Annotated in this window: 24 protein-coding genes and 1 tRNA gene; 14 read left to right on the forward strand and 11 right to left on the reverse strand. The window is 66.5% G+C overall.

The annotated features are described in order from the left end of the window. Window positions 1-22: 22 nt before the first annotated feature. Genes C8J25_RS09655 through C8J25_RS09665 form a run of 3 tightly spaced genes read right to left on the reverse strand, consistent with a single transcriptional unit; the run spans window position 23 to window position 2,831 of the window. Window positions 23-1,111 carry an NAD(P)/FAD-dependent oxidoreductase gene (locus tag C8J25_RS09655; RefSeq protein WP_107954227.1) on the reverse strand — a complete coding sequence of 363 codons (1,089 nt, stop codon included), beginning with the start codon at window positions 1,109-1,111 and terminating at the stop codon, window positions 23-25. Then, entirely contained in the window at window positions 1,090-1,770 is a 681-nt protein-coding gene (locus C8J25_RS09660; RefSeq protein WP_107954228.1) for a methyltransferase domain-containing protein, read from the reverse strand. The genes C8J25_RS09655 and C8J25_RS09660 overlap by 22 nt, the downstream gene beginning before the upstream one ends. After that, window positions 1,767-2,831: a type III polyketide synthase gene (locus C8J25_RS09665; protein ID WP_244186935.1), complete on the reverse strand. Its 1,065-nt coding sequence runs from the start codon at window positions 2,829-2,831 to the stop codon at window positions 1,767-1,769. The genes C8J25_RS09660 and C8J25_RS09665 overlap by 4 nt, the downstream gene beginning before the upstream one ends. A gap of 488 nt (window positions 2,832-3,319) precedes the next feature. Here C8J25_RS09665 and C8J25_RS09670 point away from each other — a divergent pair, with 488 nt between their 5' ends. The 6 genes from C8J25_RS09670 to C8J25_RS09695 all read left to right on the forward strand — a co-directional run bounded on the left by C8J25_RS09670 (window position 3,320) and on the right by C8J25_RS09695 (window position 12,152). Further along, on the forward strand, window positions 3,320-3,781 hold the full coding sequence (locus C8J25_RS09670; RefSeq protein WP_107954318.1) for a hypothetical protein: 462 nt from the start codon (window positions 3,320-3,322) through the stop codon (window positions 3,779-3,781). Window positions 3,782-4,168: 387 nt separating this feature from the next. Then, window positions 4,169-5,101 carry a hypothetical protein gene (locus C8J25_RS09675; protein ID WP_167397696.1) on the forward strand — a complete coding sequence of 311 codons (933 nt, stop codon included), beginning with the start codon at window positions 4,169-4,171 and terminating at the stop codon, window positions 5,099-5,101. Window positions 5,102-5,112: 11 nt separating this feature from the next. Beyond that, window positions 5,113-5,586 (forward strand): DUF11 domain-containing protein, encoded by a 474-nt coding sequence (locus tag C8J25_RS09680; protein ID WP_107954231.1) that lies wholly within the window; start codon window positions 5,113-5,115, stop codon window positions 5,584-5,586. A 59-nt stretch (window positions 5,587-5,645) separates the two neighbouring features. Beyond that, window positions 5,646-6,767: a DUF11 domain-containing protein gene (locus tag C8J25_RS09685; protein ID WP_107954232.1), complete on the forward strand. Its 1,122-nt coding sequence runs from the start codon at window positions 5,646-5,648 to the stop codon at window positions 6,765-6,767. Window positions 6,768-6,851: 84 nt separating this feature from the next. After that, a complete protein-coding gene (locus C8J25_RS09690; protein ID WP_107954233.1) occupies window positions 6,852-11,882 on the forward strand; it encodes a DUF11 domain-containing protein in 5,031 nt (1,676 codons plus the stop codon). Window positions 11,883-11,900: 18 nt separating this feature from the next. Further along, a complete protein-coding gene (locus C8J25_RS09695) occupies window positions 11,901-12,152 on the forward strand; it encodes a hypothetical protein (protein ID WP_107954234.1) in 252 nt (83 codons plus the stop codon). A gap of 178 nt (window positions 12,153-12,330) precedes the next feature. Here C8J25_RS09695 and C8J25_RS20715 read toward each other — a convergent pair whose 3' ends face one another. The 3 genes from C8J25_RS20715 to C8J25_RS09705 all read right to left on the reverse strand — a co-directional run bounded on the left by C8J25_RS20715 (window position 12,331) and on the right by C8J25_RS09705 (window position 13,583). Then, on the reverse strand, window positions 12,331-12,483 hold the full coding sequence (locus C8J25_RS20715; RefSeq protein WP_165886441.1) for a hypothetical protein: 153 nt from the start codon (window positions 12,481-12,483) through the stop codon (window positions 12,331-12,333). A gap of 77 nt (window positions 12,484-12,560) precedes the next feature. After that, window positions 12,561-12,647, reverse strand: a tRNA-Leu gene (locus C8J25_RS09700). A gap of 168 nt (window positions 12,648-12,815) precedes the next feature. Next, complete coding sequence (locus C8J25_RS09705; protein WP_107954235.1) at window positions 12,816-13,583, reverse strand: MJ0042-type zinc finger domain-containing protein; 768 nt, start codon at window positions 13,581-13,583, stop codon at window positions 12,816-12,818. Between the two features lie 165 nt (window positions 13,584-13,748). On the opposite strand from C8J25_RS09705, the gene ftsE reads away from it, so the two are divergent. Genes ftsE through C8J25_RS09725 form a run of 4 tightly spaced genes read left to right on the forward strand, consistent with a single transcriptional unit; the run spans window position 13,749 to window position 16,571 of the window. Then, window positions 13,749-14,465, forward strand: coding sequence for a cell division ATP-binding protein FtsE (gene ftsE, locus C8J25_RS09710; protein ID WP_107954236.1), 717 nt, complete (start codon window positions 13,749-13,751; stop codon window positions 14,463-14,465). Next, a complete protein-coding gene (locus C8J25_RS09715) occupies window positions 14,465-15,361 on the forward strand; it encodes a cell division protein FtsX (RefSeq protein ID WP_107954319.1) in 897 nt (298 codons plus the stop codon). The genes ftsE and C8J25_RS09715 overlap by 1 nt, the downstream gene beginning before the upstream one ends. Further along, entirely contained in the window at window positions 15,358-15,894 is a 537-nt protein-coding gene (locus C8J25_RS09720) for a YdcF family protein (RefSeq protein ID WP_107954237.1), read from the forward strand. The genes C8J25_RS09715 and C8J25_RS09720 overlap by 4 nt, the downstream gene beginning before the upstream one ends. Beyond that, a complete protein-coding gene (locus C8J25_RS09725) occupies window positions 15,891-16,571 on the forward strand; it encodes a lysophospholipid acyltransferase family protein (RefSeq protein ID WP_107954238.1) in 681 nt (226 codons plus the stop codon). The genes C8J25_RS09720 and C8J25_RS09725 overlap by 4 nt, the downstream gene beginning before the upstream one ends. Window positions 16,572-16,607: 36 nt before the next feature. Here the strand turns inward: C8J25_RS09725 and C8J25_RS09730 are convergent, their stop codons facing one another. Then, the gene (locus C8J25_RS09730; protein ID WP_107954239.1) at window positions 16,608-17,516 is read right to left on the reverse strand and encodes a prephenate/arogenate dehydrogenase family protein; all 909 of its coding nucleotides are present in this window, start codon (window positions 17,514-17,516) and stop codon (window positions 16,608-16,610) included. Beyond that, complete coding sequence (gene hisC / locus C8J25_RS09735; protein ID WP_107954320.1) at window positions 17,516-18,613, reverse strand: histidinol-phosphate transaminase; 1,098 nt, start codon at window positions 18,611-18,613, stop codon at window positions 17,516-17,518. The genes C8J25_RS09730 and hisC overlap by 1 nt, the downstream gene beginning before the upstream one ends. Window positions 18,614-18,867: 254 nt before the next feature. Between hisC and metX the strand changes: the two genes are divergently transcribed. The 4 genes from metX to C8J25_RS09755 all read left to right on the forward strand — a co-directional run bounded on the left by metX (window position 18,868) and on the right by C8J25_RS09755 (window position 21,524). Continuing rightward, entirely contained in the window at window positions 18,868-20,019 is a 1,152-nt protein-coding gene (metX, locus tag C8J25_RS09740; RefSeq protein WP_107954321.1) for a homoserine O-acetyltransferase MetX, read from the forward strand. Continuing rightward, the gene (locus C8J25_RS09745) at window positions 20,016-20,450 is read left to right on the forward strand and encodes a GNAT family N-acetyltransferase (protein ID WP_107954240.1); all 435 of its coding nucleotides are present in this window, start codon (window positions 20,016-20,018) and stop codon (window positions 20,448-20,450) included. The genes metX and C8J25_RS09745 overlap by 4 nt, the downstream gene beginning before the upstream one ends. Continuing rightward, complete coding sequence (gene metW, locus C8J25_RS09750; protein ID WP_107954241.1) at window positions 20,447-21,034, forward strand: methionine biosynthesis protein MetW; 588 nt, start codon at window positions 20,447-20,449, stop codon at window positions 21,032-21,034. The genes C8J25_RS09745 and metW overlap by 4 nt, the downstream gene beginning before the upstream one ends. Window positions 21,035-21,137: 103 nt before the next feature. Then, window positions 21,138-21,524, forward strand: a complete 387-nt coding sequence (locus C8J25_RS09755; RefSeq protein ID WP_107954323.1) for a response regulator — start codon at window positions 21,138-21,140, stop codon at window positions 21,522-21,524. Here the strand turns inward: C8J25_RS09755 and C8J25_RS09760 are convergent. From C8J25_RS09760 to feoB, 3 genes are all read right to left on the reverse strand, one after another. Further along, window positions 21,514-23,046, reverse strand: a complete 1,533-nt coding sequence (locus C8J25_RS09760; RefSeq protein ID WP_425275461.1) for a sensor histidine kinase — start codon at window positions 23,044-23,046, stop codon at window positions 21,514-21,516. The genes C8J25_RS09755 and C8J25_RS09760 overlap by 11 nt on opposite strands. A gap of 5 nt (window positions 23,047-23,051) precedes the next feature. Then, on the reverse strand, window positions 23,052-23,636 hold the full coding sequence (gene ssb / locus C8J25_RS09765) for a single-stranded DNA-binding protein (RefSeq protein ID WP_107954324.1): 585 nt from the start codon (window positions 23,634-23,636) through the stop codon (window positions 23,052-23,054). A 169-nt stretch (window positions 23,637-23,805) separates the two neighbouring features. Then, window positions 23,806-25,680 carry a ferrous iron transport protein B gene (gene feoB, locus C8J25_RS09770; RefSeq protein ID WP_107954242.1) on the reverse strand — a complete coding sequence of 625 codons (1,875 nt, stop codon included), beginning with the start codon at window positions 25,678-25,680 and terminating at the stop codon, window positions 23,806-23,808. Window positions 25,681-25,684 lie beyond the last annotated feature (4 nt).

The following is a 25,684-nucleotide window of genomic DNA, read 5'->3' on the forward strand; positions in this document are numbered from 1 at the left end:
TCTCGTGCTGGCGGGGCGGCTTTCAAGATTGCCCCAATCTGGTTGCGTTGGCGATGACCTGGATCAGTGTGGGGCGCAGGAAAGGAAGTAGCCACGCGGCGCGTTCGCTTTCGGCGATGTGGCGGACGATGCTGGCGATACCGATCGGGCGAGCGAGGCGGTGGGCGAAATCCTCCTGCCATGACGCTGCGGCTTCGGGGCCGCCTTTTGCATAAGCTGTCGACGCCGCGACGCCGCTGGCGAGCGCGATGCCCATGCCTTCGCCGGCTAGCGAGGGGATCACGCCGGCCTGATCGCCGAGACGGAAGAGTGCATCGGAACCGGTGCGTTGGCGCCAGCCGTAGGGGACGTTGGCGATCGCATCGATCGACGCGTTCGGCGCGATCAGCGCGACCCATTCGCCGAGCGCGGGCATCTCTTGGCCGAGGGCTTCGAGCAGTTGCGCGGGGGAACCTGCCGCCTGAAGCCTTGAACGATGGACCGCCATGCAGAGGTTCGAGGTGCCGTCCTCCTGCATCGCGAGACCGGCATAGCCGCGGTCGAACAGATGAAGCTCGATGCCGCCCGCGAGCGATTTGCTCAGCGCAGGCGAGGGGGCGATCCTCACCCGGATACCCAAGGTCGGGTCGGCACCGCGCGCGTCTTCGGGGCGCGCCATGCCGCGAACGTCGTGCTTGCCGCTCGCGAGGAACAGCGCGTCGGCCGTGATCGTCGCGCCGTCTGCGAGCCGAGCGCTTGTCCCCTCGATCTCGCGTACGGTGACGCCGCGCTCGATCGGCGTGCCCAGCCGTTCGGCTTCGGCCAGCAGGACCGTATCGAGCCGGTGGCGCGTGACCGAGATTGCCGGATGGGGGAGGGCGGCTTCGGCGCGGCGATTGCCGGCAAAGATGCGGGCGCGTGTCACGCGTTCAGAGTTCAACGTGTCCGGATCAATCCCGAGCCCGGCGAGCGTCTCCAGCGTCCGCCAACTCAGGAACCCGCCGCAGATCGCATCGCCGGTCTTACGCGATCGCTCGACGAGCAGATGCGGCAGTCCGGCGCGCGCGAGCTGAATCGCGGTCGCGGCCCCGGCGAGTCCGCCGCCGACGATCAGCGCAGGCGTTCGACGCATAACCGGAACGGGAATACGCGGCGGACCTTCGCCTCGGTGATGCCGGCCTCGGCGAGCAGCGGCGGCCATTCGTCTGGGCGATAGCTGCGGGCGATCGACAGCGTGCCGTCGTGGCGGACGATCGGATGCCAGCGCGCGATCGTCGCGAGGACGGGGAAACCCCAGTGCGCGAAGCCGTGCCGGTGGAGGTCGTTGACGAACCACCCTGCGCTCGCATGGCCCTCCATGAACCGCAGGAACGCTATCAGCTGGTCGTGGCTCATATGATGCGCGACGAGGCTGCTGACGATCACGTCCCACGGCTCATGCGCGAGGTCGGCATAGTCGCCCGTGACGTAGCGGATGTCGCCGCCATGCGCCCGCGCCGCCTGCTCGCTGCGCGGGTTGAGATCGACCCCGACCAGCTCCGCCTCGATACCCTTCGCCTTCGCCCAGCTCGCGATCCGCCGCAGCATGTCACCATCGCCGAACCCGACGTCGAGCAGCCGGAAGCTTTTCCGCCCCGCAGTCGCACGCGCGAGAAAGCCGAGCGTCGGGCGGCGCGCCATCGTCACCGTGTTGACCGTCGCGAGATCGCCGACGACGTCTGCATAGGTCGCCGCGTCGAGGTCGTCGGCGTCCATCAGCTCTTCGGCCTGGCTGCGAACCGCGAGGCTCATGCCGCGCTCCGGAACCCGAAGCCCTCCGCCGCGAGGCCGGGCCCGAACGCCAGCGCCACGCCGTGCTCGACCGGCGGCCCCGCAAGCAATCGCTCGAACACGAACATCAACGTCGCCGACGACATGTTGCCATTGTCCGCCAGCACCTGCCGCGACGCCGCCAGTGCCTCGGGGTTCAAATGCATCGCATGCTCGACCGCATCCAGGATCGATCGCCCGCCGGCATGGACTGCCCAACCGTCGATCGATTCGGGTGGCTGTCCGGCACTCACGATCGCGCGAAACTCCTCGTCGGACAGGGCCGCGGCGATCCGCCCCGGCACCTCGCCCGACAAATGCATCGCAAAGCCCGCATCGGTCACGTCCCAGCGGATCAGCGTCTCGCTATCGGGCAACGACGCGGCGAACGGCGCTTCGAGTTCGAACCCGGTTGCATCCGCCGTCACCAGCGCGGCGGCGGCGCCATCGCCGAACTGCAGCATCGCGAGCAATGCCTCGATGTCGTTGGCCGGTTGCAGGTGCAGCGTGGAAAGCTCGACCGTCACCACCAGCACGCGCGCGTCCGGCTCGGAGCGGACGATGTGCCGCGCACTCCGCAACGCGACGATCGCCGCATAGCACCCCATGAAACCGATCAGAAGCCGCTCCACGCTCGACGAAAGCCCAAGCCTGCGTGCGATGATCTGGTCGATCCCCGGCGCGACGAAGCCCGTGCAACTGGCGACGACCAGATGCGTGATGCCCTCGATCACAACCTTCTCGCGCAACGCCTCGATCGCGCGGATCGCGAGGTCGGGTGCGTGCTCGGCATACAGGACCATCCGCGCGGCTGTCCCCGGATGCGGCTCGGCGGCGTAGAAGCCGGAATCGTCGACCGGCGAGCCACCCCCCGCGGTCGGCGGCAACACTGACCAGCGATGTCCGATCCCCGACCGCGACGCCATCCGGTCGAAGACGCGCTCGGCACGGGCATCGACCCGCGATCGCGCCCAGTCGATGAACGCCGCGTGGATATCGTGACCGGGAACGGCGGACCCTACGGCATTGAGATAAGCGGACACGATACCCTTTCCTGCGATCGACGCCCAACGCATGGCACGTTCGATCGGACTATGGGACGCATGCGATATCGATTCATCGCAAATCGGTGTTTCGCTGCTGGCATGATCTGCCAGGTATGAAGCATCCGCAAGGAGGACTCACGTGCCTTTGTAGAAGCACAATATCGAGCCTTTGATCGAACCCAAAACGGGCGTCTGGCACGACAATAAGATCCATAACGAGTTGATTAATATATAATAAGTTGGGGTGTGATACCTAAATATAGTTGTATTCGGGTGTGACTGTCCCGTTAGTTAACAAAATGGAAGGACGCCGCTGGCTTTTTGGCGTTTAGTCCGAATATCGGGGTGTCTCAGCCTGTATCTGGGATGGTCGAAGGTTTGCGTGCGATAGCAGCGACATGTTGCGGGCACGCGGTCTCGATCGCGCATCAAGGTCGATGGGAACGGGTCGATGGGAACGGGTCGATGGCAACGGGGAGCCTTTGGTGAAGAACGAAACCGTCGTGGAATTGGTCAAGGATCTGACTGCCAAATTGTCGGCAGTCGCGGAGGAGTTCAACGGACGGGTCGCCAAGGCTGCCGAACCGGCGCCGGTAGGCAATGAACCGAACGACGCCGCACTCATCGAGCATGCGAATGCGGTGCTCGAGCAACGGCGATTGCGGCGGAAGTTCCTGCCTGGCGAACTGTTCCACGAACCGGCTTGGGACATGCTCCTCGCGCTGTTCGCATCGCGCGACGACCGTATGCCGATGAACATCAAGGCGCTGGTCAGCATGTCCGACGCACCCGTCACCACGTCGCAGCGCTGGATCGAGCATCTCCACAAGTTGAAGCTGATCGACCGCGTCACCGACCCGACCGACCGGCGGCGCGTCGAGATCTCGCTGAGCTATACCGGCGACCAGCAGATGAAGGCCTATCTGCGCGCGCTTCTTCGCGGCTAACCCCAGCACTACGCCTGCCGAGACCGGCCGCGGCGCGTCTTCTTTGAAGCGTGTCGCGGCCGGTTTTTTTACGTATTCCACAATAAAGCCATTACGGGTTCAAGTTGCTTGCGATTCAACAGCAATGAAATATGATGCCGTTTCACAGTGTAATATACTGAACTTAAAGTTCGAAACGGATGTCGTCACATTAACTATCATAGTTTTGCTTTATGATCCCATTTTGATTTCGTAGTATTTGATTAAGCGGCTTCGGACATTTTGTTCCCGATCAAAGGATTGGGAAGAAAATTGATTCGTCTGATGTCACAGCATGGGGGAAAGAGCGGGCGGTTTCGACGCGTCGCAGCGGCACCGTGCCTGCTGACATGCATTCTGAGTACAGGATTGTCCCAGCCGGCGCTTGCCCAGACGCCGGCCGTCGCGACGTCGATCGGCACGCCGGCGGGTACGCCGATCGTCAATACCGCCGGCCTGCGGTACGATGCCGATGGTACGGCGCAGTCGACCAGCTCGAACACCGTGACGATCATCGTCGCCGAGCGGCTCGACGTGGCGCTGGTCCGCGACGGCCGGGGCGCGGTCGTCGTCACCGCGCAGCCGGTCGCCATTCCCTTCACGCTGACCAACCTCGACAATGGCGCCGAGTCGTTCGTGCTGGCCGCCTCCGTATCACCCGGCGCGGCCGTGTTGCGTACGCTGGTGATCGATACCGACGGCGATGGCCTCTACGATCCTGCCAAGGACGTCGCGCCGGTCGGTGGCAAGACACCGCTCTTGGCGCCCGGCCAGTCGATCAAGCTGCTCGCGATCCTGGTTGCCACGCCGGAGGGCAGCGCCACGAACGCCGTGCTGACCGTCACCGCGCGCTCGACGACGGGATCCGGCGCGACGGGCAACGTCTATCCGAGCGCGGGTGATGGCGGCGGCGATGCGGTGGTCGGACCGACCGGCGCACTCGCCACCGTCTCGGTCCCGCTCGGCACCGCGCTCGCGGGGCCGGTGCTGCTCAAGAGCCAGTCGGTGCGCGCCGCCGACGGATCGCAGACCGCGGTCCGCGACGCGGTCATCACCTACACGCTGGAGGCGCGCTTCACCGATGCCGTCACCGGCGCGCGGATCGCCGACCCGATTCCCCTCGGCACCGTCTTCGTCCCCGGCAGCCTGACGCTCGACGGTGCGCCGCTCAGCGATGGCGCGGACGACGACGCCGGGCGCTTCGACCCGAGCACTGCGCAAGGTGCCGGCGTCACCGTCGCGCTCGGCCGCGTCGCCGCCGGGTCCAGCCATACCGTCCAGTTCAAAGCCAAGATCCAATGAGGAGCCAAGCTATGATTACGCGTCCAATGACTGCCGCCGTTCTGGTCGCCACGGCCGCCGCAGCCTCCGCGGCTGCCGGTCCGTTGCAGGTCAGCAGCAGCATCCTCGTCGAGGCGCGCAGCGCCGCGCCCGACGGCACCACCCGGGTCACACTGGTGAAGCCGACCAAGGTGACGCCGGGCGACAAGGTGATCTTCGTCCTCGCCTATCGCAACAGCGGCGCGCAGCCGCTGGCGAACGTTGTGCTCGACAACCCGTTGCCGCGCCAGATCGCCTATCGATCGGCCAATCCCGGTTCGCCCGCGCCCGACGTCTCGGTCGACGGCAAGACTTACGGTTCGCTCGCCACCCTCCGCGTCCGCAGCCCCGACGGCAGCACGCGCGCGGCGAGCCCCAACGATGTCACCAGCGTCCGGTGGCGCCTCGCGAGCCCGTTAGCGGCGGGTTCGCAGGGCCAGTTCGCGTTCCAGGCCGTCCTCAAATGATCCGGCCGATCTCTCTCTCCACACCTGACCAAAACCATCACAGAAGGAAGACCTAAACGATGCACGCAAAAGGGGTAATACGCACGCTGCTGGCCGGTACGGCCGCCATCGTGTCGGCCGGTACCGCCATGGCACAGACCGCACCGGGACCAGCAGGTACCGCCGCCGGTACGACTGTCACCAACACCGCGCAGGCCAGCTATCTGGTCAACGGCGTCCAGCAATCGGCGACGTCGAACGCCGCGACGTTCGTGGTCGATCGCAAGGTCAACCTGACCGTCGCCACCAACCAGCCCGCCAACACGCAGGTCTCGGTCGGCCAGGCGGGCGCGGTCCTGACGTTCAAGGTGACGAACAACACCAACGGCATACAGGATTTCCTGCTGTCGACCAGCCAGACGCCGATCCAGGGGCTGTTCACCGGCGACAATTTCGACGTGACCAACATCAAGGTGTTCGTCGATTCGAACGGCAACGGCACCTATGATTCGGGCGTCGATACCGCCACGTACATCAACGAACTCGGTGCCGATCAATCGGCGATCGTGTTCATCGTCGCGGATGTGCCCAACGTTCAGGCGGTCTCGCTCGCAGGTGTCACGCTGATCGCGCAGGTCGCGGCGGGCGGCGATGCGGCGGCGCAGGGCGCGGCACTGGTGCCCAGCCTTCTCGCCAACGACGACAATGCGGTCGACGTGGTCTTCGCGGACAATGATTCGGATGGTCTTGGCCCCGATATCGCCAGCAACGGCTATGGCCGTGCGGCACTTGGCTATGAAATCACGACGCGCAACGTCAACCTGACGGTGACGAAGTCGTCGGTGGTGATTTCCGATCCGGTCTCCGGCCTGTTGCTGCCGAAGGCGATTCCGGGCGCGGTCGTGCAATATTGCCTGGTCGTCAACAACGCGACGCTGCTGGTGCCTGCGAGCAACATCAATCTCACCGACATCATTCCGGCCAATACGACCTATCAGCCGGGATCGATCACGATCGGTGGGCTGGGCGTCGGCGGGGCATGCGTGCTGAACGGCTTCCCTGCGAACGACGACGGATCGGCGATCCCGCTGACTCCGTTCACCGGCTCGTACAATGCCGGCACGAAGAAGGTGACCGCGACGATTCCGACCCTGCTCGGCGGGACGTCGGTGGCGGCAAGCTTCCGCGTGACGATCAACTAAGTCCCACCACCCAGACTCCGCTCCTCACGAACAAGGAACGACCGATCCCGGCGCGTGGAGACGCGCGTCGGGAGAGGACCCTTCATGTCCAGCTTCCGTCGCCTTTCGCGCCTTTGCGCCCTGCTCCTGACGCTCCTGCTCGGGCTGATCGTCGGCACCCTGCCGGCGGCCGCGCAGACGGGTGTCCAGACGACTCGTATCCAGAATACCGCGACGCTGTCGTTCGACGACGCGGCCAGCGATTCCGGCGTACGCACGTTGCCGTCCAATACGGTTTCGCTCGACGTGAACCGGGCCAAGCGCCCGACCACGCTTACATTCCACCTCCCGCCGCCCAATTACGACCTGACGGGCGCGACGTGCCAGACTACCCCCAGCTTCCAGTTCACACCCGCGCCGATCGATGCCGCGACCTTCGCCAAATCGCCCTGGGTCGCGGCGATCGACATCTATGCCGACATGATCCTGGTGCTCGACAACCAGGCCGGCAACCACGACCCGGACGCGCGCGAGACCGCGGTCATCGCGGTCGATGTCGGAAAGATCCACACGACGCTGACACTCACCGAGACCGCGGCCGACAGCGGCATCTTCGCCGGCGGCATCCCCGCCAGCGCGACGGGCAAGCATCCCGAACTCGCCGCCTGCGACATCCGCAACATGCGCGGCGCAACGATCAAGCTGAGCTTTGCCGAGGATGGCTACAGCCTTGCCTCGATGGCGTCGCTGCTGATCGATCCGGCCGGCTACACCTTCGATTCGCGGACCGGTGCGCTGGTCGACGGCACGACCGTGTCGCTGGTCGACGATGCCGGCCAGCCCGCCACCGTGTTCGGCGACGACGGCGTCAGCCGCTATCCCTCCACCGTCGTCACCGGTGAGGCAGTCACCGACGCCAGCGGCCGCGTGTACCCGGGTGAGACCGGCCGGTACCGATTCCCACTCACCGCGCCCGGTCGCTATTACCTGAAAGTGACGCCGCCCGGCACCTACACCGCGCCATCGACCGTCGATCGCGCGACGCTCGCCGCGTTGAAGGATCCGCAGGGTACGCCGTTCATCCTCAACGACACCAGCTTCGGTGGATCGCTGACGCTGTCGACGCCCGAGCCCTTTTCGGCCGACATCCCGCTCGACAGCCCCGGCGCGGGGACGTTGTTGCTGACCAAGGTGGCATCGGTGCGTGAAGCGGCGCCGGGCGATTTCGTCCAGTATCTGCTGCGCATCACCAACCGCGATTCGGTCCCCGCGCGCGGGCTCCACGTCGCCGACACGCTGCCCAAGGGACTGCGCTACGAACGCAATTCCGCGCGGGGCGGTGACGAGCCGACCGTGTCGACCGACGGCCGCAGCCTCGATTTCGTCATACCCGTGCTCGCCGCCGGTGCGTCTACCGAGCTGAAATACGTCGTCAGCATCGCCCCCGGTGCGCCGACCGGCGAAGCGCTCAACCGCGCCCGCGTCGTCGGCCAGGGTACCGTCACCAGCAACGAGGCTGCGGCCTCCGTGCGCCTGCGCCCGCTGCTGTTCACCGACGCGATGACGATCATCGGCCGCGTGACCGAGGGGAATTGCGGCGATCCGGTCGACAAGCGCAAGGGCGTGCCCGGAATCCGCCTGCTGATGGAGGACGGCACGTTCGTCTCGACCGACCGCGACGGACTGTACCATTTCGAGGGCGTCCGCGCCGGGCGCCACGTCGTCCAGATCGACACGTCGAGCATCCCCGCGACGCACGCACCGGTCGCCTGCGACATCGACACGCGCCAGGCCAACAGCCCGATCTCGCGCTTCGTCGAGGGCGACGGCGGCCTGCTCAAGCGCGTCGACTTTCAGCTCAAGCCAACCGGCAAGGCTGCGTCGGCGGACGCGGGCCTCCCCATCACGGTCGCCGATGCCGCCGTCGCCGCGGGCAGCCGCGACTGGCTGGCGGGCGATCAGACCGCCGGCATCGACTGGCTGTTCCCACAGGCCGACCACAACCCGCGCGCGCCGATCGTCCGCGCGGTCGTCAAGCATATGCCCGGCCAGCGTGTCGCGCTGACCATCAACGGCAAGCAGGTCGAGCCGCTCGCGTTCGACGGCACCGATCAGCGCGACGGCACCGACATCGCCGTTTCGCGCTGGACGGGTATCCCGTTGATCGACGGCGACAATCGCCTCCAGGCACGCGTGCTCGCCGCCGACGGCAGCGTCGTGAAGACGCTCGACCGCGTGGTGCATTACTCCGGGCCCGGCGTTCGCGCGGTGTTCGACGCCGCCAGCAGCCGGCTCGTCGCCGACGGCCTGGCCCGCCCGCTGATCGCGGTGCGCGTGACCGACAAGACCGGCCGTCCGGTGCGTGCAGGCACGCTGATCCCCTTCACCGTCGACCAGCCCTATACCGCGGCGGTCGAGGCGGAACTCGAGCAGGGCCGTCAGCTTGCCGGTCGCGAGCGGTCGTCCACCACCGCACAGGTGGTCGGCGACGACGGTCTGGCCTTCATCGCGCTCCAGCCGACCACGCAGGCGGGCGCCGTCCACGCGATCGTCTCGCTGACCGAGGACAAGATCGTCCACAGCAGCGAAGTCCGCGCCTGGCTGGCCGCATCGCAGAAGGATTGGGTCGTGGTCGGGTTCGGCGCTGGCTCGCTCGGCTACGACATGCTCAGCAAGCGCCAGTCGGGCTTGCCGCGGTCGGAGCGGAACAGCGTCGTCACCGACGGACAGCTCGCTTTCTATGCCAAGGGCCGCGTCAGGGGCTCGTGGCTGGCGACGATCGCCTATGACAGCGACCGCAAATACGATCCCGATCGCGGGCTGCTCGGCACGATCGACCCCGACCGCTATTACACCGTCTATGGCGACGGCTCGCGCCAGGGCTATGACGCGGCAACCCGCCGGAAATTGTACCTGCGGCTCGAGCGTCGTGAGTTCTATGCGCTGTTCGGCGATTTCGAGACCGGCTTCACCGATACGCAGCTGACCCGCTACAATCGCACGCTCAACGGCATCAAGACCGCGTATGAGGGCAAGCGAGTGCGCGCGACCGGCTTCGCCGCACATACCGACACGTTGTATTCGCGCGACGAAATCCAGGGCAACGGCCTGTCCGGTCCCTACCGCCTGTCGGGGCGTAACATCGTGCCGAACAGCGACAAATTACGCCTCGAAACCCGCGATCGCTTCCGCTCCGAACTGATCGTCGCCAGCACCGAGCTCACCCGCCACATAGACTACGACATAGACACGTCGATGGGCACAGTCCGCTTCCGCCAGCCGATCCTGAGCCGCGACAGCAACCTCAATCCGATCTTCATCGTCGCCGACTACGAGGTCGAGGGCGGCAGGTCGGCCAAGCTCGCAGCCGCCGCGCGCGTCGCGACCAAGCTCGCCAACGGCCGCGTCGAGGTCGGCGTCGCGGTCATCCGTGACGAGACCGTCGGCAAGGCCACCGTGCTCGGCGCCGATATCAAGGCGCACGTCACCGCCAATACCGAACTGCGCGGCGAGATCGCCAAGGGCGGTCGCGGCGGGCTGGGCCAGGGCCTCGCCTATCTTGCCGAGGTCGATCACCACGGCACCAAGCTCGATCTGCTCGCCTATGCCCGCCAGCAGGATACCGCGTTCGGCGTCGGCCAGCAGAACCTGGTCGAGGCAGGTACGCGCAAGTTCGGGCTCGACGGTCGGCTGCGGCTGACCGACCGGCTGAGCGTGACCGGGGTCGCCTGGTACCAGCAGCAGTTGACTAACCCGGGCACGCGCGCCGCTGGCGAGGCCCGCCTCGAATATCGCCGCGACACCGGCACGATCTTTGTCGGCGGCCAGTTCGCGTCGGACCGCGGCATGGACGGCAAGAACCGCGACAGTCGTCTGCTGACGGTCGGCGGCACGCAAGCGCTGTTCGGCAATGCGGTGACGCTCACCGGCCAGACCCAGTTCGCGCCCGGCGGCGACAGCGACAGCGTCGACTTCCCGATCCGCCACCAGATCCAGCTCGCCTACCGGATCAAGCCCGGCATCCGCCTGATCGGCGGGTACGAGATCGCGAACGGCGACGGCTATGTCGCGCATACCAAGCAGTTCGGCGTCGACGTCGCGCCCTGGACCGGTGCCAAGCTGATGAGCACGCTCAACCAGCAGGCGATCGGCGAGAACGGCGCGCGGACCTATGCGCAATACGGGCTCAGCCAGTCGGTGCCGCTCGGCAAGAACTGGACCTTCGACGGCACGCTCGACGCGAGCAACACCCTGAAGGGGCAAATTCCGGACGGCGCGGTCGTCAACGCGTTCCAGCCGGTCACCTCGGGTGGTTATGTCGGGCAGGACCAGACCAATGGCGATTATGCCGCGGTGACGCTCGGCGCGACCTATCGCCAGGCCCGCTGGTCGGTGAACGGGCGCCTGGAATATCGCAATGCCGACAGCGGCGATCGCTGGGGGGTCACGACCAACTTCCTGCGCACGCTGGGCCAGGGCAAGACGCTCGCGTCGAGCATCAAGGCGTACACGATCAAGGACAAGACCGGCGCGGTCGCGACCTATGCCACCGCCGACGTCGCGCTCGCCTTCCGTCCGCTCGATAGCCGCTGGTCGCTGCTCGAACGGCTCGAACTGCGGCACGAGAGCGCGGATGCCGGGTTCTCGGACTCCAATTCGCTCGGCGTGCCCGCGTACGGCGGCGGCGACCAGGTGACCTCGCGGATCATCAACAATCTGGCGGTCAACTATCGCACCGGTCCGGAAGGGCTTGGCCACGGCACCGAGGCGACGCTGTATTACGGCGCGAAATACGTCGCCGGACGATTCGCCGACGATACCTATGACGGGTATATCGACGTAACCGGGTTCGAGTTGCGCCAAGATGTCGGCACGCGCTTCGACATCGGTGTCAGCGGTTCGGTCCAGCATGCGTGGGAGCGTGGCGCTTGGTCCTGGAGCGGTGGACCTTCGGTCGGCGTGTCGCCCGCACAGAACACGTGGATCAGCGCCGGCTACAACGTGTCCGGCTACCGCGACCGCGATTTCGAGGACGACCGCTACACGCGGCAGGGGCCGTACGTCACGATGCGGCTGAAGTTCGACCAGACGACGATCGGTGGCGCCACGCGCGCCCTGTTCGGTGGTCGACGTTAATTACAGGGAGAAAGACCTATGCCGATGCCGAGCCAGCCCACACCCATGCCGCTGCCGCGCGACTTCACCGACCACGGTCCGTGCGTCGAGGACCTCGCACGGGCGTTTGCGGCGCAGGATGCGGCGACGAGCGAGGCGTTGATCGAGACGCTGGCGACGCAGGCGATCCGCCAATGGCGCCTAGACGACGCGACGTTTTGGCAACGCGTGAAGTTCCAGGCGCGGATGATCCGCGCGAGGCAGGGCTCAGGGGGGGCGGGGAAGCACTGAGCGGCAAAACCGCTTCCGCTATCTTCCCCCCTCCCTGGAAGGGAGGGGCCGGGGGTGGGTCGGCCTCCGCAAAATCCGAACCGTCGTAACACAAGCTAGCCAACCCACCCCCAACCCCTCCCTTCCAGGGAGGGGAGCATGTCGGCTTATCGGTCGGGCACTCCAGCCCCAGCCACCGCTATTTCTCGTCGGTGGTTAGCTTCACCTTGTTGGGCAGCTTCTTCCCCTTGGTCCGCCGCGAAGGCAGCTGGACCGGGTTCTTCTTCTTCCACTGCGCAAACGTCATCGGCCCCTCGGGCGTGTCGATGATCGTGTCGTCGATCGAACTCATGCAATGCCTCCGCCAAGCCCAACGCACAGCCGCGAAAGGGGGACCCTCGAAGGGGGTGTTTACTCGATCTGAAAAAATGGTGCGGCCAAGAAGACTCGAACTTCCACGGGCTTTCGCCCACAACGACCTCAACGTTGCGCGTCTACCAGTTCCGCCATGGCCGCCCATGAAACATCACCGGGCGGACCCGGCATCTGGTAGGCGAGCGCCACTAGCAAGGGTTTTCGCATCGTGCAACGGCCTTTGCGAAAAAGCCGCTATCCAAATCCGATCGTCACGTTTTTTCCAGCGCCAACACGATGATTTTCCGCTGGTGTGGGGCGATCGTAGACTTAGCGTGTCGCCTCGCCGGCAAAGCTCAGCTCGAGGCGCTTCGAGTTCGCGGGCACGTTCAAGGTCGCGGAGTTGAAGTCGATCGCACCGCCCGGCGCCAACGTGCGCTGCTGCGGGGTGATCGTCCAGCTATACACCAGCCGCCCCTGCGCATCGCGGAGTTCGGCGCGGATATCGGGCACGCGCTGGCGCTGGTTCGATGGGTTGGTCACCTGGCCGCTGACCGCGAACAGTTCGGAGCCGTTGTCGAGTTCGCGGCGCTCGATCGGATTGTCGCGCAACCGCAGCGGTGTCTCGTCGCTGCCAGTCCCGAGACCGAGCTTGGCCGCGACGCCGGGTGCACCAAGATACACGATCGCTCCCGCCGCGATCAGCATCAGCAGCCCGGCCAGCACCGCGACGATCGTCCAGCGCCGCGTCGTGTTGCGACGCAGGCGAACGGGCAGGTTCTCGATCTGCGGTGTTACCGGTGGAACGAATGTGGGTGCTACGACCGCGGGCTCGGGCGCGATTGATGCGGCAGCGGCGAAAGGCGCGAACCGTTCGGCTGGCTCCACGATCGGCAGCCGCGCCAGCGGGGCGAGCGGTGGCGGCGCAGGTGCGAGCGGAGCAGATTCCGGGAGCTCCAGCGCATCCTCGACGTCCGGTGCGGCGGCCTGGAACCAGCTATGCTTGCAATTGGCGCAGCGCACGGTGCGCCCCTCGGTCCCGATCGCGCTGTCGGGGACCAGATAGCGCGTGCTGCACTCGGGACATTGGAGGATCATGGATACGCTTCACCAGCGGTCGCCGGAGCGCGACCGTATCTCGTGCCGAATAAGCACGCGGCCCGCATATGTGGCAAGCTTGAAGCGGCGCGCGCTTTCATGGCAAAGCGCCGATACGGGCATTGGCACGGACATCAAGCGGGCGAGAGCGGGCGCAACCACGTCATGGCGAATATCGTCCAATTCGAAAACGTCGGGCTTCGCTACGGCACGGGTCCCGATGCAGGGCCGGAGACGCTGGCGGACCTCAGCTTCACGCTGCGTAGCGGTGCGTTCTATTTCCTGACCGGCGCGAGCGGCGCGGGGAAGACCTCGTTGCTCAAGCTGCTGTATCTCGCGCAGCGTCCGACGCGCGGCGTGATCCGGCTGTTCGGCGAGGACGCGGTGGTGCTGTCGCGCGACCGGCTGCCCGGGTTCCGGCGGCGGATCGGCGTGGTGTTCCAGGATTTCCGGCTCGTCCCGCATCTGTCGACCTGGGACAATATCGCGCTGCCGTTGCGCGTGGCGGGGATGCCCGAGGTGGATATCGAGCAACCGGTGCGCGAGATGCTCGCCTGGGTCGGGCTCGGCGACCGCGCCGATGCGCGACCCGCGACGCTGTCTGGCGGCGAGCAACAGCGCGTCGCGATCGCGCGTGCCGTCATCGCACGCCCCGAAATCCTGGTCGCGGACGAGCCGACCGGCAATGTCGATCCCGACATGGCCGAGCGGCTGCTGCACCTGTTCGAATCGCTCAACAAGCTGGGGACGACCGTGGTGGTCGCGACGCACGACTTCCACCTGCTCGGCCGGATACCCGGCGCACAGATGATGCGGCTCGATCGCGGGCGATTGCTCGATCCGACCGGTTCGCTGCGCTATCCACCGACGCGGCCCGAATGATGAGTCGCGCCATCAAAGCCCGGTCGTCGGCCGAACGCCGGGTGCTCGACGAAGCCGGCGGCCTGCGCGCGATGACGTGGGTGATGGCGATCATGCTGTTCCTGACGATGCTCGCCGCGGCTCTGGGACTGGCGACCGCGGGTGCGGCGCGGTTGCTCGATCGCCAGCTGGTAGGCCGGTTGACGGTGCAGGTCGTCGACGGTGATCCAGTGCGGCGTGATGCCGTTGCCGCGCGCGTGCTCGCCGCGCTCAGGGCAATGCCAGCGGTCGCGACGGCAACGCCGGTCGACCGCGCCGAACTCACGCGACTGCTGCAACCCTGGCTCGGGTCCGATGGTGCCGACCCGCAATTGCCCGTACCGGCGATGATCGACGTCGACCTCGCCGATCATGACGGGGCGGCGGCCGCGCGCGTCGCGGCGACAGTGCGGCGCTTGAGCCCGATCGTCCGCGTCGATCGCCACGAAAGCTGGATGTCGCCCGTCAACGACGTCATGCGCTCGCTGACGTTCCTCGCGCTGGCGCTGGTCCTGCTGATGGCGAGCGCGACCGCCGCGGTCGTCGTGCTTGCCGCGCGCGCGGGGCTCCAGACGCATCACGCGACGATCGCGGTGATGCACATGCTCGGCTCGACCGATCTCCAGGTCGCGCGGTTGTTCCAGCGACGGATCGCGCTCGATGCGACGATCGGTGGTGTCGGCGGCGGCGTCACGGCGTTGCTGGTGATCGCGTTCATTGGCATCCGGTTGCACGGGCTGGGCTCCGAACTGCTCGGCGGCGTGACTCTCGGCGGAGTCGACTGGGTGGTGCTGGCGCTGCTCCCGGTCGCGTTCGTCGTGCTGGCCACGCTCGCCGCCCGCGTGACGATCGTCCGCGCGCTGAGGCATATCCTGTGATCGTGCGGCTGTTCGGCATCCTGGCGCTCGCCTGGGCGTTCGGCTTCGCGCTGTTTATGCTACTGCTGCCCAAGCCGCTCGACGGTTTCACGTCGGATGCGATCGTTGTGCCGACCGGCGGTGCAGGGCGGATCGACCGCGGGATCGCGCTGCTCCGCGATCATCAGGCGAAGCGGATGCTCGTGACCGGCGTCGCGCCGGGGGTGCGGCCGATCGATCTCGCACTGGAGTATCGCACGTCGCCCGCGTTGTTCGCGTGCTGCATCGATCTCGGCGCGGATGCGGTCGATACGCGCTCGAACGCCGAGGAGACCGCGCAGTGGGTGCGCGTGCACAAATACCGCTCGGTGCGGCTGGTGACGTCGGACTGGCACGTCGCGCGCGCGCGGATGGAGTTGGCGGCGGCACTCGACAAGAACGTCGTGATCCTCGGCGATGGCGTGCCGGGGACGCCGCGGCTCGGGACTTTGGTCAACGAATATAACAAGTTGATCCTTCGCCGGATCGCATTGTGGATTGGATATGGCGGATGATCTGGCTGCGTAACTGGGCGTTCATGCTCGTTTTCTACACGATCTCGGTGCCGATCGTGGTGACCGTGCCGATCTCGGCGCTGTTCGGCTCGCGCGCGGTGATCGTGCATTCGACGATCTGGACGCGTTTCCACCGCTGGTGCGCGCGCGTGATCCTCGGCGTGCACATCCGCGTGGAGGGGACACGGCCGACCGAGCCGGCGTTCTACGCGTGCAAGCATCAGGCGATGTTCGAGACGCTTCAGTTGCAGCGTCTGCTTGATGGTCCGGCGATCGTTTTGAAGCGCGAGCTGGCGGATATTCCGGCCTGGGGCTGGGCGGCACGGCGCTACGGCGCGATCGTCGTCGACCGCGAGGCATCGGCAACGGCGATGCGCAGCATGATGCGCGAGGCGACCGCGGCGAAGGCGACCGGGCGATCGATCCTGATCTTTCCGGAGGGGACGCGGGTTTCGCCGGGCGAGCATCCGCCGCTGAAGCCGGGGTTTGCGGGGCTGTATCGCGCGCTGAAGATGCCGACGGTGCCGATCGCGTGCGACAGTGGTTTGGTGTGGCCGAAGAAGGGGCCGAAGCTGCCGGGGGTGATCACCTTCCGGTTCGGCGAGGTGGTGCCGCCGGGCCTGCCGCGCGAAGAGGCGGAGCAGCTGGTCCATGCCGCGATGAACGCGCTGGATTAACGTTTCACCACCCCAGCAAAGGCGGGGTGGTTACCCTTACCCGTGCGTACGCCCGAAATCCTGGACGTCATCGTCCTGGCCCTGCTCGACGATACTCCGGCGGATCGCGCGCGTGCGTGTGAAGAGGTCGAACAACGCATCGCCGTCTCCCCAGCGGATCGCACGCTGCAGATGACTCAGATCCTCCGAGAAACGCTGGAGCATCTCCAGCACCGCCTCGCGGTTGTTGAGGAAGATGTCGCGCCACATCGTAGGGTCCGACGCCGCGATCCGCGTGAAATCCCGGAAACCGCCCGCGGAATATTTGATGACCTCCGACTGCGTCACTTCCTCAAGATCGCCCGCGGTGCCGACGATCGTGTAGGCGATCAGATGCGGCAGATGGCTGGTGACGGCGAGCACGCGGTCGTGATGCTCGGGCGCCATCGTCTCGACCTGCGCGCCGAGCCTGCGCCAGAATTCGGAGACGCGCTCGACCGCGACCGGGTCGGCGCCCTCGGGGGGCGTGACGATGCACCAGCGGTGACGGAACAGCGTCGCGAAGCCGGCTTCGGGGCCGCTCCGCTCGGTGCCCGCGACCGGGTGCGCGGGGATGACGGTCGCGTTTGGTAGCGCTTCGGTCAGCGCACGGACGATCTCGGCCTTGCAGCTGCCGACGTCGCTGACGATCGCATCCGCCGGCAGTTCCGCCGCGAACTCGGCGGCGACGTCGCCCATGATGCCGACGGGCACGCACAGGATGACGAGGTCGGCGTCGATCACCGCGGCGCCGGCCGAGTCCGCGACGTCGTCACAGAACTGCAGTTGGTCCGCGGCTTCGCGCACGGTCGCATCGGCATCGTAGCCGGTGACGCGGACCGTCGGCATCGTCGCCTGCACCGCGCGCGCCACCGACGAGCCGATCAGTCCCAGCCCGATGATCGTAACGCGCGCGAACGGGAGCATCAGGCGGCTTCGACCAGGTTGCGCAGCGCCGCGGTCACGCCGCGCGTTTCCTCTTCGGTGCCGATCGTGATGCGTAGCGCGTTGGGCAGGCCCTGACCCGGCAGCCAGCGGACGATGTAGCCTGCGTCCATCAGCCCGTGATAGGCGGCGTCCGCGGTCAGCTTGCCCTCGAACAGCACGAGCACGAAGTTCGCCTTCGACGGTACGGCGCGAAGCCCGGCGTTGCCCATCTGCCCGATCTGCTCGACGAACCAGCCGCGCCAGGTGTCGTTATGCGCGCGCGTTGCGTCGACGAAGGCGGTGTCGGCGATGGCGGCGACAGCGGCGGCTTGGCCTGCCGTCGTCACGTTGAACGGTGCGCGGATGCGGTGCATCGCGTCGATGATCGGCGCGCAGGCATAGCCCCAGCCGATCCGCTCTGCGGCTAGCCCGTGGATCTTCGAGAAGGTCCGCGTGACGAGCACGTTCGCCTCGGTCATCGCCAGCGCGAGGCCGGCATCGTCCTCTTCGGGCGACAGATATTCGGCATAGGCCTGGTCGAGCACGAGCAGCACCGACTTCGGCAGCCCTGCATGCAGCCGCGCGATTTCCGCCCGCGGCGTGAACGTACCGGTCGGGTTGTTCGGATTGGCGACGAACACAACGCGGGTGCGCTCGGTGACGGCAGCGAGGATCGCGTCGACGTCGGTCGCATAGTCGCGGTCGTCGACGATCACCGGCTCGGCACCGACGCGGCGCGTCGCGATTTCGTAGACCGCAAAACCGTAGCGGACGTGGATGATCTCGTCGCCCGGGCCGGCATAGGCGCCCGCGACCAGATGCAGGATCTCGTCGGAGCCGGTGCCGTAGATCACGCGCGCCGGATCGAGGTCGTAATGCGCCGCCAGCGCCTCGCGCAGTTCCGCCGCGCCCGCATCCGGATAGCGCTCCAGCGTGCGGTCGGCGGCGTCGAATGCGGCCTTGGCGGCGGGGCTGGTGCCGAGCGGGTTCTCGTTCGACGACAGCTTGATCACCGTGCGGCCATCGTCGGTCGTCGAGCGGCCGGGCGTGTACGGCGCGATCCCCAGGATCCAGGGCTTCGGCGCGGGTGCGGGCATGATGTTTGTCATGGCCGCGGGACATAGCGGGCGGTGTGGCGTGGTGGCAAATCTTTGTGCGTGGCAAGGACGGAGTTCACGATCCTCCCCCGCAAGGGGGAGGTGGCGCTGAAGGCGACGGAGGGGGAGGGTAACGCAACAGCTGTTTCCCTTTCCTCCCCCTCCGTCTGGCAAGCACCAGCTACCTCCCCCTGGCGGGGGAGGATCGGGAAGCGGCGCTGGCATGACTGCGGCCGCTTATGGTAGCGCGCGGCATGCTCGACACGCCTGCCATCGATACCGCGGCCAACCCCTCAACCGACCAGCGCTTCGGCCTCGCGCGCCGCGTCACGTTGCCGGGGCCGCTGCGCCTAGATGGCGGCGTGCTGTTGTCGCCCGTGGACATCGCCTACGAGACCTACGGGACGCTCAACGCCGATGCGTCGAATGCCATCCTGATCTGCCACGCGCTGACCGGCGACCAGCACGTCGCCTCGCATCATCCGCGTACCGGCAAGCCCGGCTGGTGGACCCGCATGGTCGGCGAGGGCAAGCCGATCGATCCCGCACGCCACTTCATCGTCTGCGCCAACGTACTGGGCAGCTGCATGGGCACGTCCGGCCCCGCGACGGTCAATCCGGCGACCGGCCGCCCCTGGGCGATGAGTTTCCCGGTCATCACGATCCGCGACATGGTGCGCGCGCAGGCGATGCTGCTCGATCATCTCGGCGTCGGCGTGCTCCACGCGGTGGTCGGCGGATCGATGGGCGGGATGCAGGCGCTGAGCTGGCCCGCGACGTTCCCGGACCGCGTGAAGGCGTGTGTCGTGATCGCCTCGACGGCGCGTCATACTGCGCAGAACATCGCGTTCCACGAGGTCGGGCGGCAGGCGGTGATGGCCGATCCGAACTGGCGTGGCGGCGAGTATCATGATGACGCGGCACCGACTGCCGGGCTCGCGGTCGCGCGGATGGCGGCGCACATTACGTATCTGTCGGAAGCGGGGCTGACCGAGAAGTTCGGGCGGCGGCTCCAGGCGCGCGACGCGAAATCGTTCGGGTTCGACGCGGATTTCCAGGTGGAGAGCTATCTGCGCCACCAAGGGCTCGCGTTCACCGACCGGTTCGATGCGAACTCGTACCTCTACATCACGCGCGCGATGGACTACTTCGATCTGGCCGAAGAGCATGGCGGTTTGCTCGCCAACGCGTTCCGCGCGACCAAATCGCGGTTCTGCCTCGTCAGCTTCGACACAGACTGGCTCTACCCGACCGCCGAATCGCGCGCGATCGTCCAGGCACTGAACGCAGCCGGCGCGCCGGTCAGTTTCGTCGAATTGTCGAGCCCATACGGCCATGACGCGTTCCTGCTGGAGGCGCCCGATCTCAACCGCGTCGTCGACGGCTTCCTCAGGGCCGGCCGATGACGATCATCCTGTCCGACGACGCGAGCAAGTTGCAGGTCGACCGGATCCACGGCTGGCTCGCGAGCAGTTACTGGTCGCCGGGGATCGAGCGCAATCTGGTCGAACGCGCGATCGCCGGGTCGCATTGTCTCGGCGCGTACGAGAACGAACAGCAGGTCGGCTTTGCGCGAATGATTACGGATCATGCGACGTTTGCGTGGCTGGCGGACGTATGGGTCGACGAATCCGTACGCGGGCAGGGGCTCGGGCGGCGGATGGTGAGCTGGTTCCTGGAGCATCCGTCGTTTGCCGGGTTGCGCAGGTTCGGGCTCGTCACCGCCGACGCGCATGGCGTGTATGCGGACCTTGGCTTCCATCCGCTGGTCCGCGCCGATCGCTACATGGAACGGCTCGCTCCGGGCTTGGCCGAGCAACTGCGGACCGCACCATGAACTTACGTACCGATCTTTCCGTAATCGCCGAGAACGTCGCGCAGGGCAGCCGGGTGCTCGACATCGGCTGCGGGGACGGAGCGCTCATGGCCGCACTCCGCGATACGCGAGACGTCGATGCACGCGGTTTGGAGATCGATGCGCACAACGTGGCGTCGGCGGTTGCCCGCGGACTGTCGGTGATCCAAGGCGATGCGGATATCGACCTTGCCGGCTACCCCGACGGCAGCTTCGACTACGCGATCCTGAGCCAGACCTTGCAGACCGCACGCGCCCCCGATCTCGTGCTCGATCACCTGCTGCGGATCGGCCGGCGCGCGTTCGTCAGCTTCCCCAATTTCGCGCATTGGCGTGTGCGGCTGTCGCTGTTGTGGGGCGGCCGCATGCCGGTGACGCGGCAATTGCCCGAGAGCTGGTACGATACGCCGAACATCCACCACGTCACGATCGACGATTTCCGCGCCTTCGTGAAAGCGCGCGGAATCATTGTCGAGGATGCGTGGTTTCTGTCGGGCGACAAGCGCACCGGCGCGGGGGGTGCTAGCCTGCTCGCCGAGCACGCGGTCTTCCTGCTGCGACGGTAATCGATTGCAGGAATTTACGGGAATCAGGCCATATCGGGACAAGCGGTTGATCTAAATCACCGATTTGGCGGAACCGATCGGCGGTCGACTGGTTACTTCGCCGATGACCAAGACCGCCCTCATTGTCGAAGACGAAATCTTCGTCGCGCTCGACCTCGAGAGAATCCTCATGAATGCCGGCTACGGCGTCGCGGGGATTGCGGCCGACCGCGACAGCGCGATCGCGGCGGCACCGGGCTGCAACTTCGCTTTCGTCGACATCAACCTGCGCGATGGACCCACCGGGCCTGAGATCGCCAAGCGGATGGCGCGCGACTACGGCGTCAAGGTCGTGTTCGTGACCGCCAACCCTGCGCAGATCGGCGACGCCGAGTGCCTCGGATACATCCGCAAGCCGTTCAGCGACGCGGCAATCCTGGCGGCTGCGGCGCTGGCCTGCAACGACGATCCGATCGCGCACGACGACGTCGTTCGCGTGGTCAGCGGCTGAAGGCAGCCTTCGGGATCTTCAGGTCGACGATCAAGCCGTCGTCGTTCCAGGTCCGATTCACGCTGCCGCCTAGCTGACGCACGGCGCTCATCTCGATCAACTGCGTACCAAAACCTGCTGGCGTCGTCGGCTTGGCGACGGACGGGCCACCCTGTTCGCACCAGTTCAAGCTTACCGTGTCGTCGTTCGCCGTGACGGCGATCCGAACCGTGCCGAGTTCGGTCGCAAGCGCGCCGTACTTCGTCGCGTTGGTGGCAAGCTCGTGGAACAGCAAGGCGAGCGGCGTGGCCGAGCGATCGTCGATCTGAACGTCGTCGCCGGTGACGCTGAGACGTGCGCCGTCGATCCGCTGATACGGCTCGAACAATTCCTGCAACAGGCCGTGCAGGCTGTTCTGCGCGGCGGCCGGACGCGAGTTGGCGCTGTGCGGGCGGACGAAGTCGTGCGCGCGGCCGAGCGCGTTGATCCGGTGGCGGAGATCGGTCGCAATGCCCGCGAACTCCGGCTTCCCTCGTGCCGAAAACGCGATCAGCCCGGCGATCACCGCGAAGATGTTCTTGATGCGGTGGCTCAGCTCCTGGCTGATGACCTCGCGCTCCTCATAGGCCAGCTTCTGTTCGTGGATGTCGGTACACGTCCCGAACCAACGCGTGATCCGGCCGTTTTCGTCGCGCACCGGCAACGCGCGGCCGAGCACCCAGCGGTACGTGCCGTCGAAATGCCGAAGCCTGTATTCGATGTTGTACGGCTCGCCGGTATCGAGCGACTGGCGCCAGATTGCCCAGGCGCGATCCTGGTCGTCGGGATGGAACATGTCGTTCCAGCCTTCGCCATCGGTCGTTCCCACGGGCGTGCCGGTGAACTCATACCACCGCGCGTTAAAGTAATCGTGGAAGCCGTCGGGCAGCGTCGACCAGACCATCTGCGGCATGGTGTCGGCGAGCGTACGAAACTTCAGGTCGCTCGCTTCCAGCGTCCGGCGGGCTTCAGCCTCGGCCATCGCCTGCTCGCGTGCGGTACGGCGGTCGTCGAGCCGGCCCATCGCCGCCTTCGCCAGCAGCGTGAGGCCGTCGCGCTGGAACCGGGTCAGGCCTTCGCGAGGCTCGTTCGCGAGCACGCAGAGCGCACCCAGCGGCACGCCCTCGCTGGAGACGAGCGGTGCACCCGCGTAGAATCGGACATACGGCTCGCCGGTCACCAGCGGGTTGTCGACGAAGCGCGGATCGGCCTGCGCGTCGGGCACTTCCATCACCTCGTGATGGTGCATCGCGTGCGCGCAGAACGACATGCTGCGCGGAGTCTGCTCCAGGTCGAAGCCGGTCCGCGCCAGGAAACGCTGATATTCCTCCTCGACCAAGCTCAGCAACGCGACCGGGGCGCCGCAGAGCTCGGCTGCGAACGCCACGATATCGTCGAGCTGGCCCTTCGCGCGCGCACCGGCGACGTCGTAGGCCGAGATCACGCGGGAGCGCTCGGCCTCGTCGAACGAGGCGGTCTTGGGAACGGAATACAGCGTCGTCACAGAGATCAGAACGGCACGTCGTCGTCGAGATCGTCCGAGAAGCCGCCGGTCTGGCCGAAGCTGCCACCGCGGGCACCGCCACCACCGGAAGGTGCGCTGCCGCCGCGACCGCCACCGCCGCCGCCGTAACCGCCGCCGCCGCCACCCGACGAACCACCGCCGAAGTCGTTGCCGCCGCCACCGCCGGCCCAGTCGTCGCCACCGCCGCGGCTACCACCGCCGCCACCCTGGCCGCCATTCGGGCCGTCGAGCATCGTCAGCACGCTGTTGAAGCCCTGCAGTACGATCTCGGTCGAATATTTGTCTTGGCCCTGCGCGTCCTGCCACTTCCGGGTCTGGAGCGCGCCCTCGATATAGACCTTCGATCCCTTGCGCAGATACTTCTCGGCGACGTTCGCGAGACCTTCGTTGAAGATCGCGACCGAATGCCATTCGGTCTTTTCCTTGCGCTCGCCCGACATCTTGTCCTTCCAGGACTCGGATGTCGCGATGCGCAGATTGACGACCTTGCCGCCGTTCTGGAACGCCTTGCTCTCCGGGTCGCGACCCAGATTGCCGACGATGATGACCTTGTTGACGCTGCCTGCCACGAACCAGGACTCCACTAGTAAGGTTTGATTGCTCAGACGAGCATGAACGAATATACGGTAACGGCGTAGGACCTGGGTGCAGATTACCCGGTGGAAGGGATGATCGCTTCTGGGGAGAAGGACCAGGACCTACGCCTTGAACGGATTTGGAGTCCGCTCAGTGCATCACCTACAAACCAGCGGCTACCGCCAGCCAGTATGTGATACCCGCCATGATGTACGCGGCGGCGAACAAATAGCCAACCATGAAGGCGGGCCATTTCCAGCCATTCGTCTCGCGGCGGGTGACGGCGATCGTCGAAATGCACTGCGGCGCGAACACGAACCACATCAGGAACGCGAGCGCGGTCGGCAGGCTCCAGCGACCGCGCAGGTTCTCGATCATCGCCTTGCCGCCCTGGTTGCTGTCGGGATCGTCGATCGCATAGACGGTGCCGATCGCGGCCACGGCGACTTCGCGCGCGGCCATCGCCGGGATCAGCGCGAGGACGATGTCGCGGTTGAAGCCGATCGGCGCGAAGATGGGCGCGATGCCGTTGGCGATGCGGCCCGCGATCGAATAATCGACCGCGGAGATCTTCGGTGCGCCGGCGGGCTGCTCGGGTGGCTTGGGGAAGCTCAGCAGCACCCACAGGATGATCGTCGAGGTCAGGATGATGCCGCCGGCGCGCTTCAGGAAGATCTGCGCGCGGCTCCACAGGCCGATGCCGACGTCGCGCCACTGCGGCCACTGGTATTTCGGCATCTCCATCATGAAGCCCGACGACACGCCCTTGGTCACCGTCCGGCGCAGCACCAGCGCGGCGACGAACGCACCGACGATGCCCATCACGTACAGGCCGAGCATCACCAGCCCCTGCAACCCGACGAACGGCAGCACCTGCGTGTTGGGAATGAACGCGCCGATGATCAGCGTGTAGACCGGCAGGCGCGCGGAACACGTCATCAGCGGCGCGATCAGGATCGTGGTCAGCCGGTCCTTCTCGTCGTCGATCGTCCGCGTCGCCATGATGCCGGGGATCGCGCAGGCGAAGCTCGACAGCAGCGGGATGAACGCGCGCCCCGACAGCCCGACGCTCGCCATCACCCGGTCCATCAGGAACGCCGCGCGGACCATGTAGCCGCTGGCCTCGAGCACGAGGATGAAGAGGAACAGGATCAGGATCTGCGGCAGGAAGACGATCACGGCGCCGACGCCGGCAATCACGCCGTCGACCAGAAGCGAGCGGAGCAGCGAGTCGGGCAGTTCGGCGGTCAGGAACCCCTGCAACGCGGTGAAGCCCGCATCGATCGCGTCCATGAACGGCTGTGCCCAGCTGAACACCGCCTGGAACATCAGGAACATGATCGCGAGCAGCAGGATTGGGCCAGCCACGGGATGCAGCGCGACCGCGTCGAGCATGTGCGTCCAGCGGCGGACCTGCGTTTCTGATACGGTCGCGGACGTCGCGATCTGGCGCGCGCGGCGCTGGAGCGTGACGATATCGTCCTGAACGCTGCCATCCGACTTTCGGAGCCGCATGGGGCCGTTGACGACGATGCCGGACAGCGCGGCCTTCAACTCGTCGAGGCCACGCTTGCGCACCGCGACGGTCGGGATCACCGGCACGCCGAGTTCGCGTTCGAGCACCTTGGGGTCGAGCTTCAGGCCGTCGCGCTCGGCGAGATCGACCATGTTGAGCGCGACCACGACCGGCAGGCCGAGCGCGATCAGCTGGAGCGTGAAGCGCAGATGGTTGTCGAGATTGGCGGCATCGACGACGACGACCAGCGCATCGGGCAGGCGCTCGCCGTCCTGCGTGCCGGTGACGACGTCGCGCGTCACGCGCTCGTCGGGGGAGGAGGGTTCGAGGCTGTACGCGCCGGGCAGGTCGACGAGTTCGATCGGCCGCCCGTCGTCGAGCATCAGCCGCCCGACCTTCCGCTCGACCGTCACGCCGGGATAATTGCCGACCTTCTGCCGCGCACCGGTAAGCGCGTTGAACAGCGCGCTTTTGCCGGCATTGGGATTGCCGACTAGCGCAACCAGCGGTGCTGCGTTCATTTTA

This window comes from Sphingomonas faeni (genome assembly GCF_003053745.1).
Taxonomy (GTDB): Bacteria; Pseudomonadota; Alphaproteobacteria; order Sphingomonadales; family Sphingomonadaceae; genus Sphingomonas; species Sphingomonas faeni.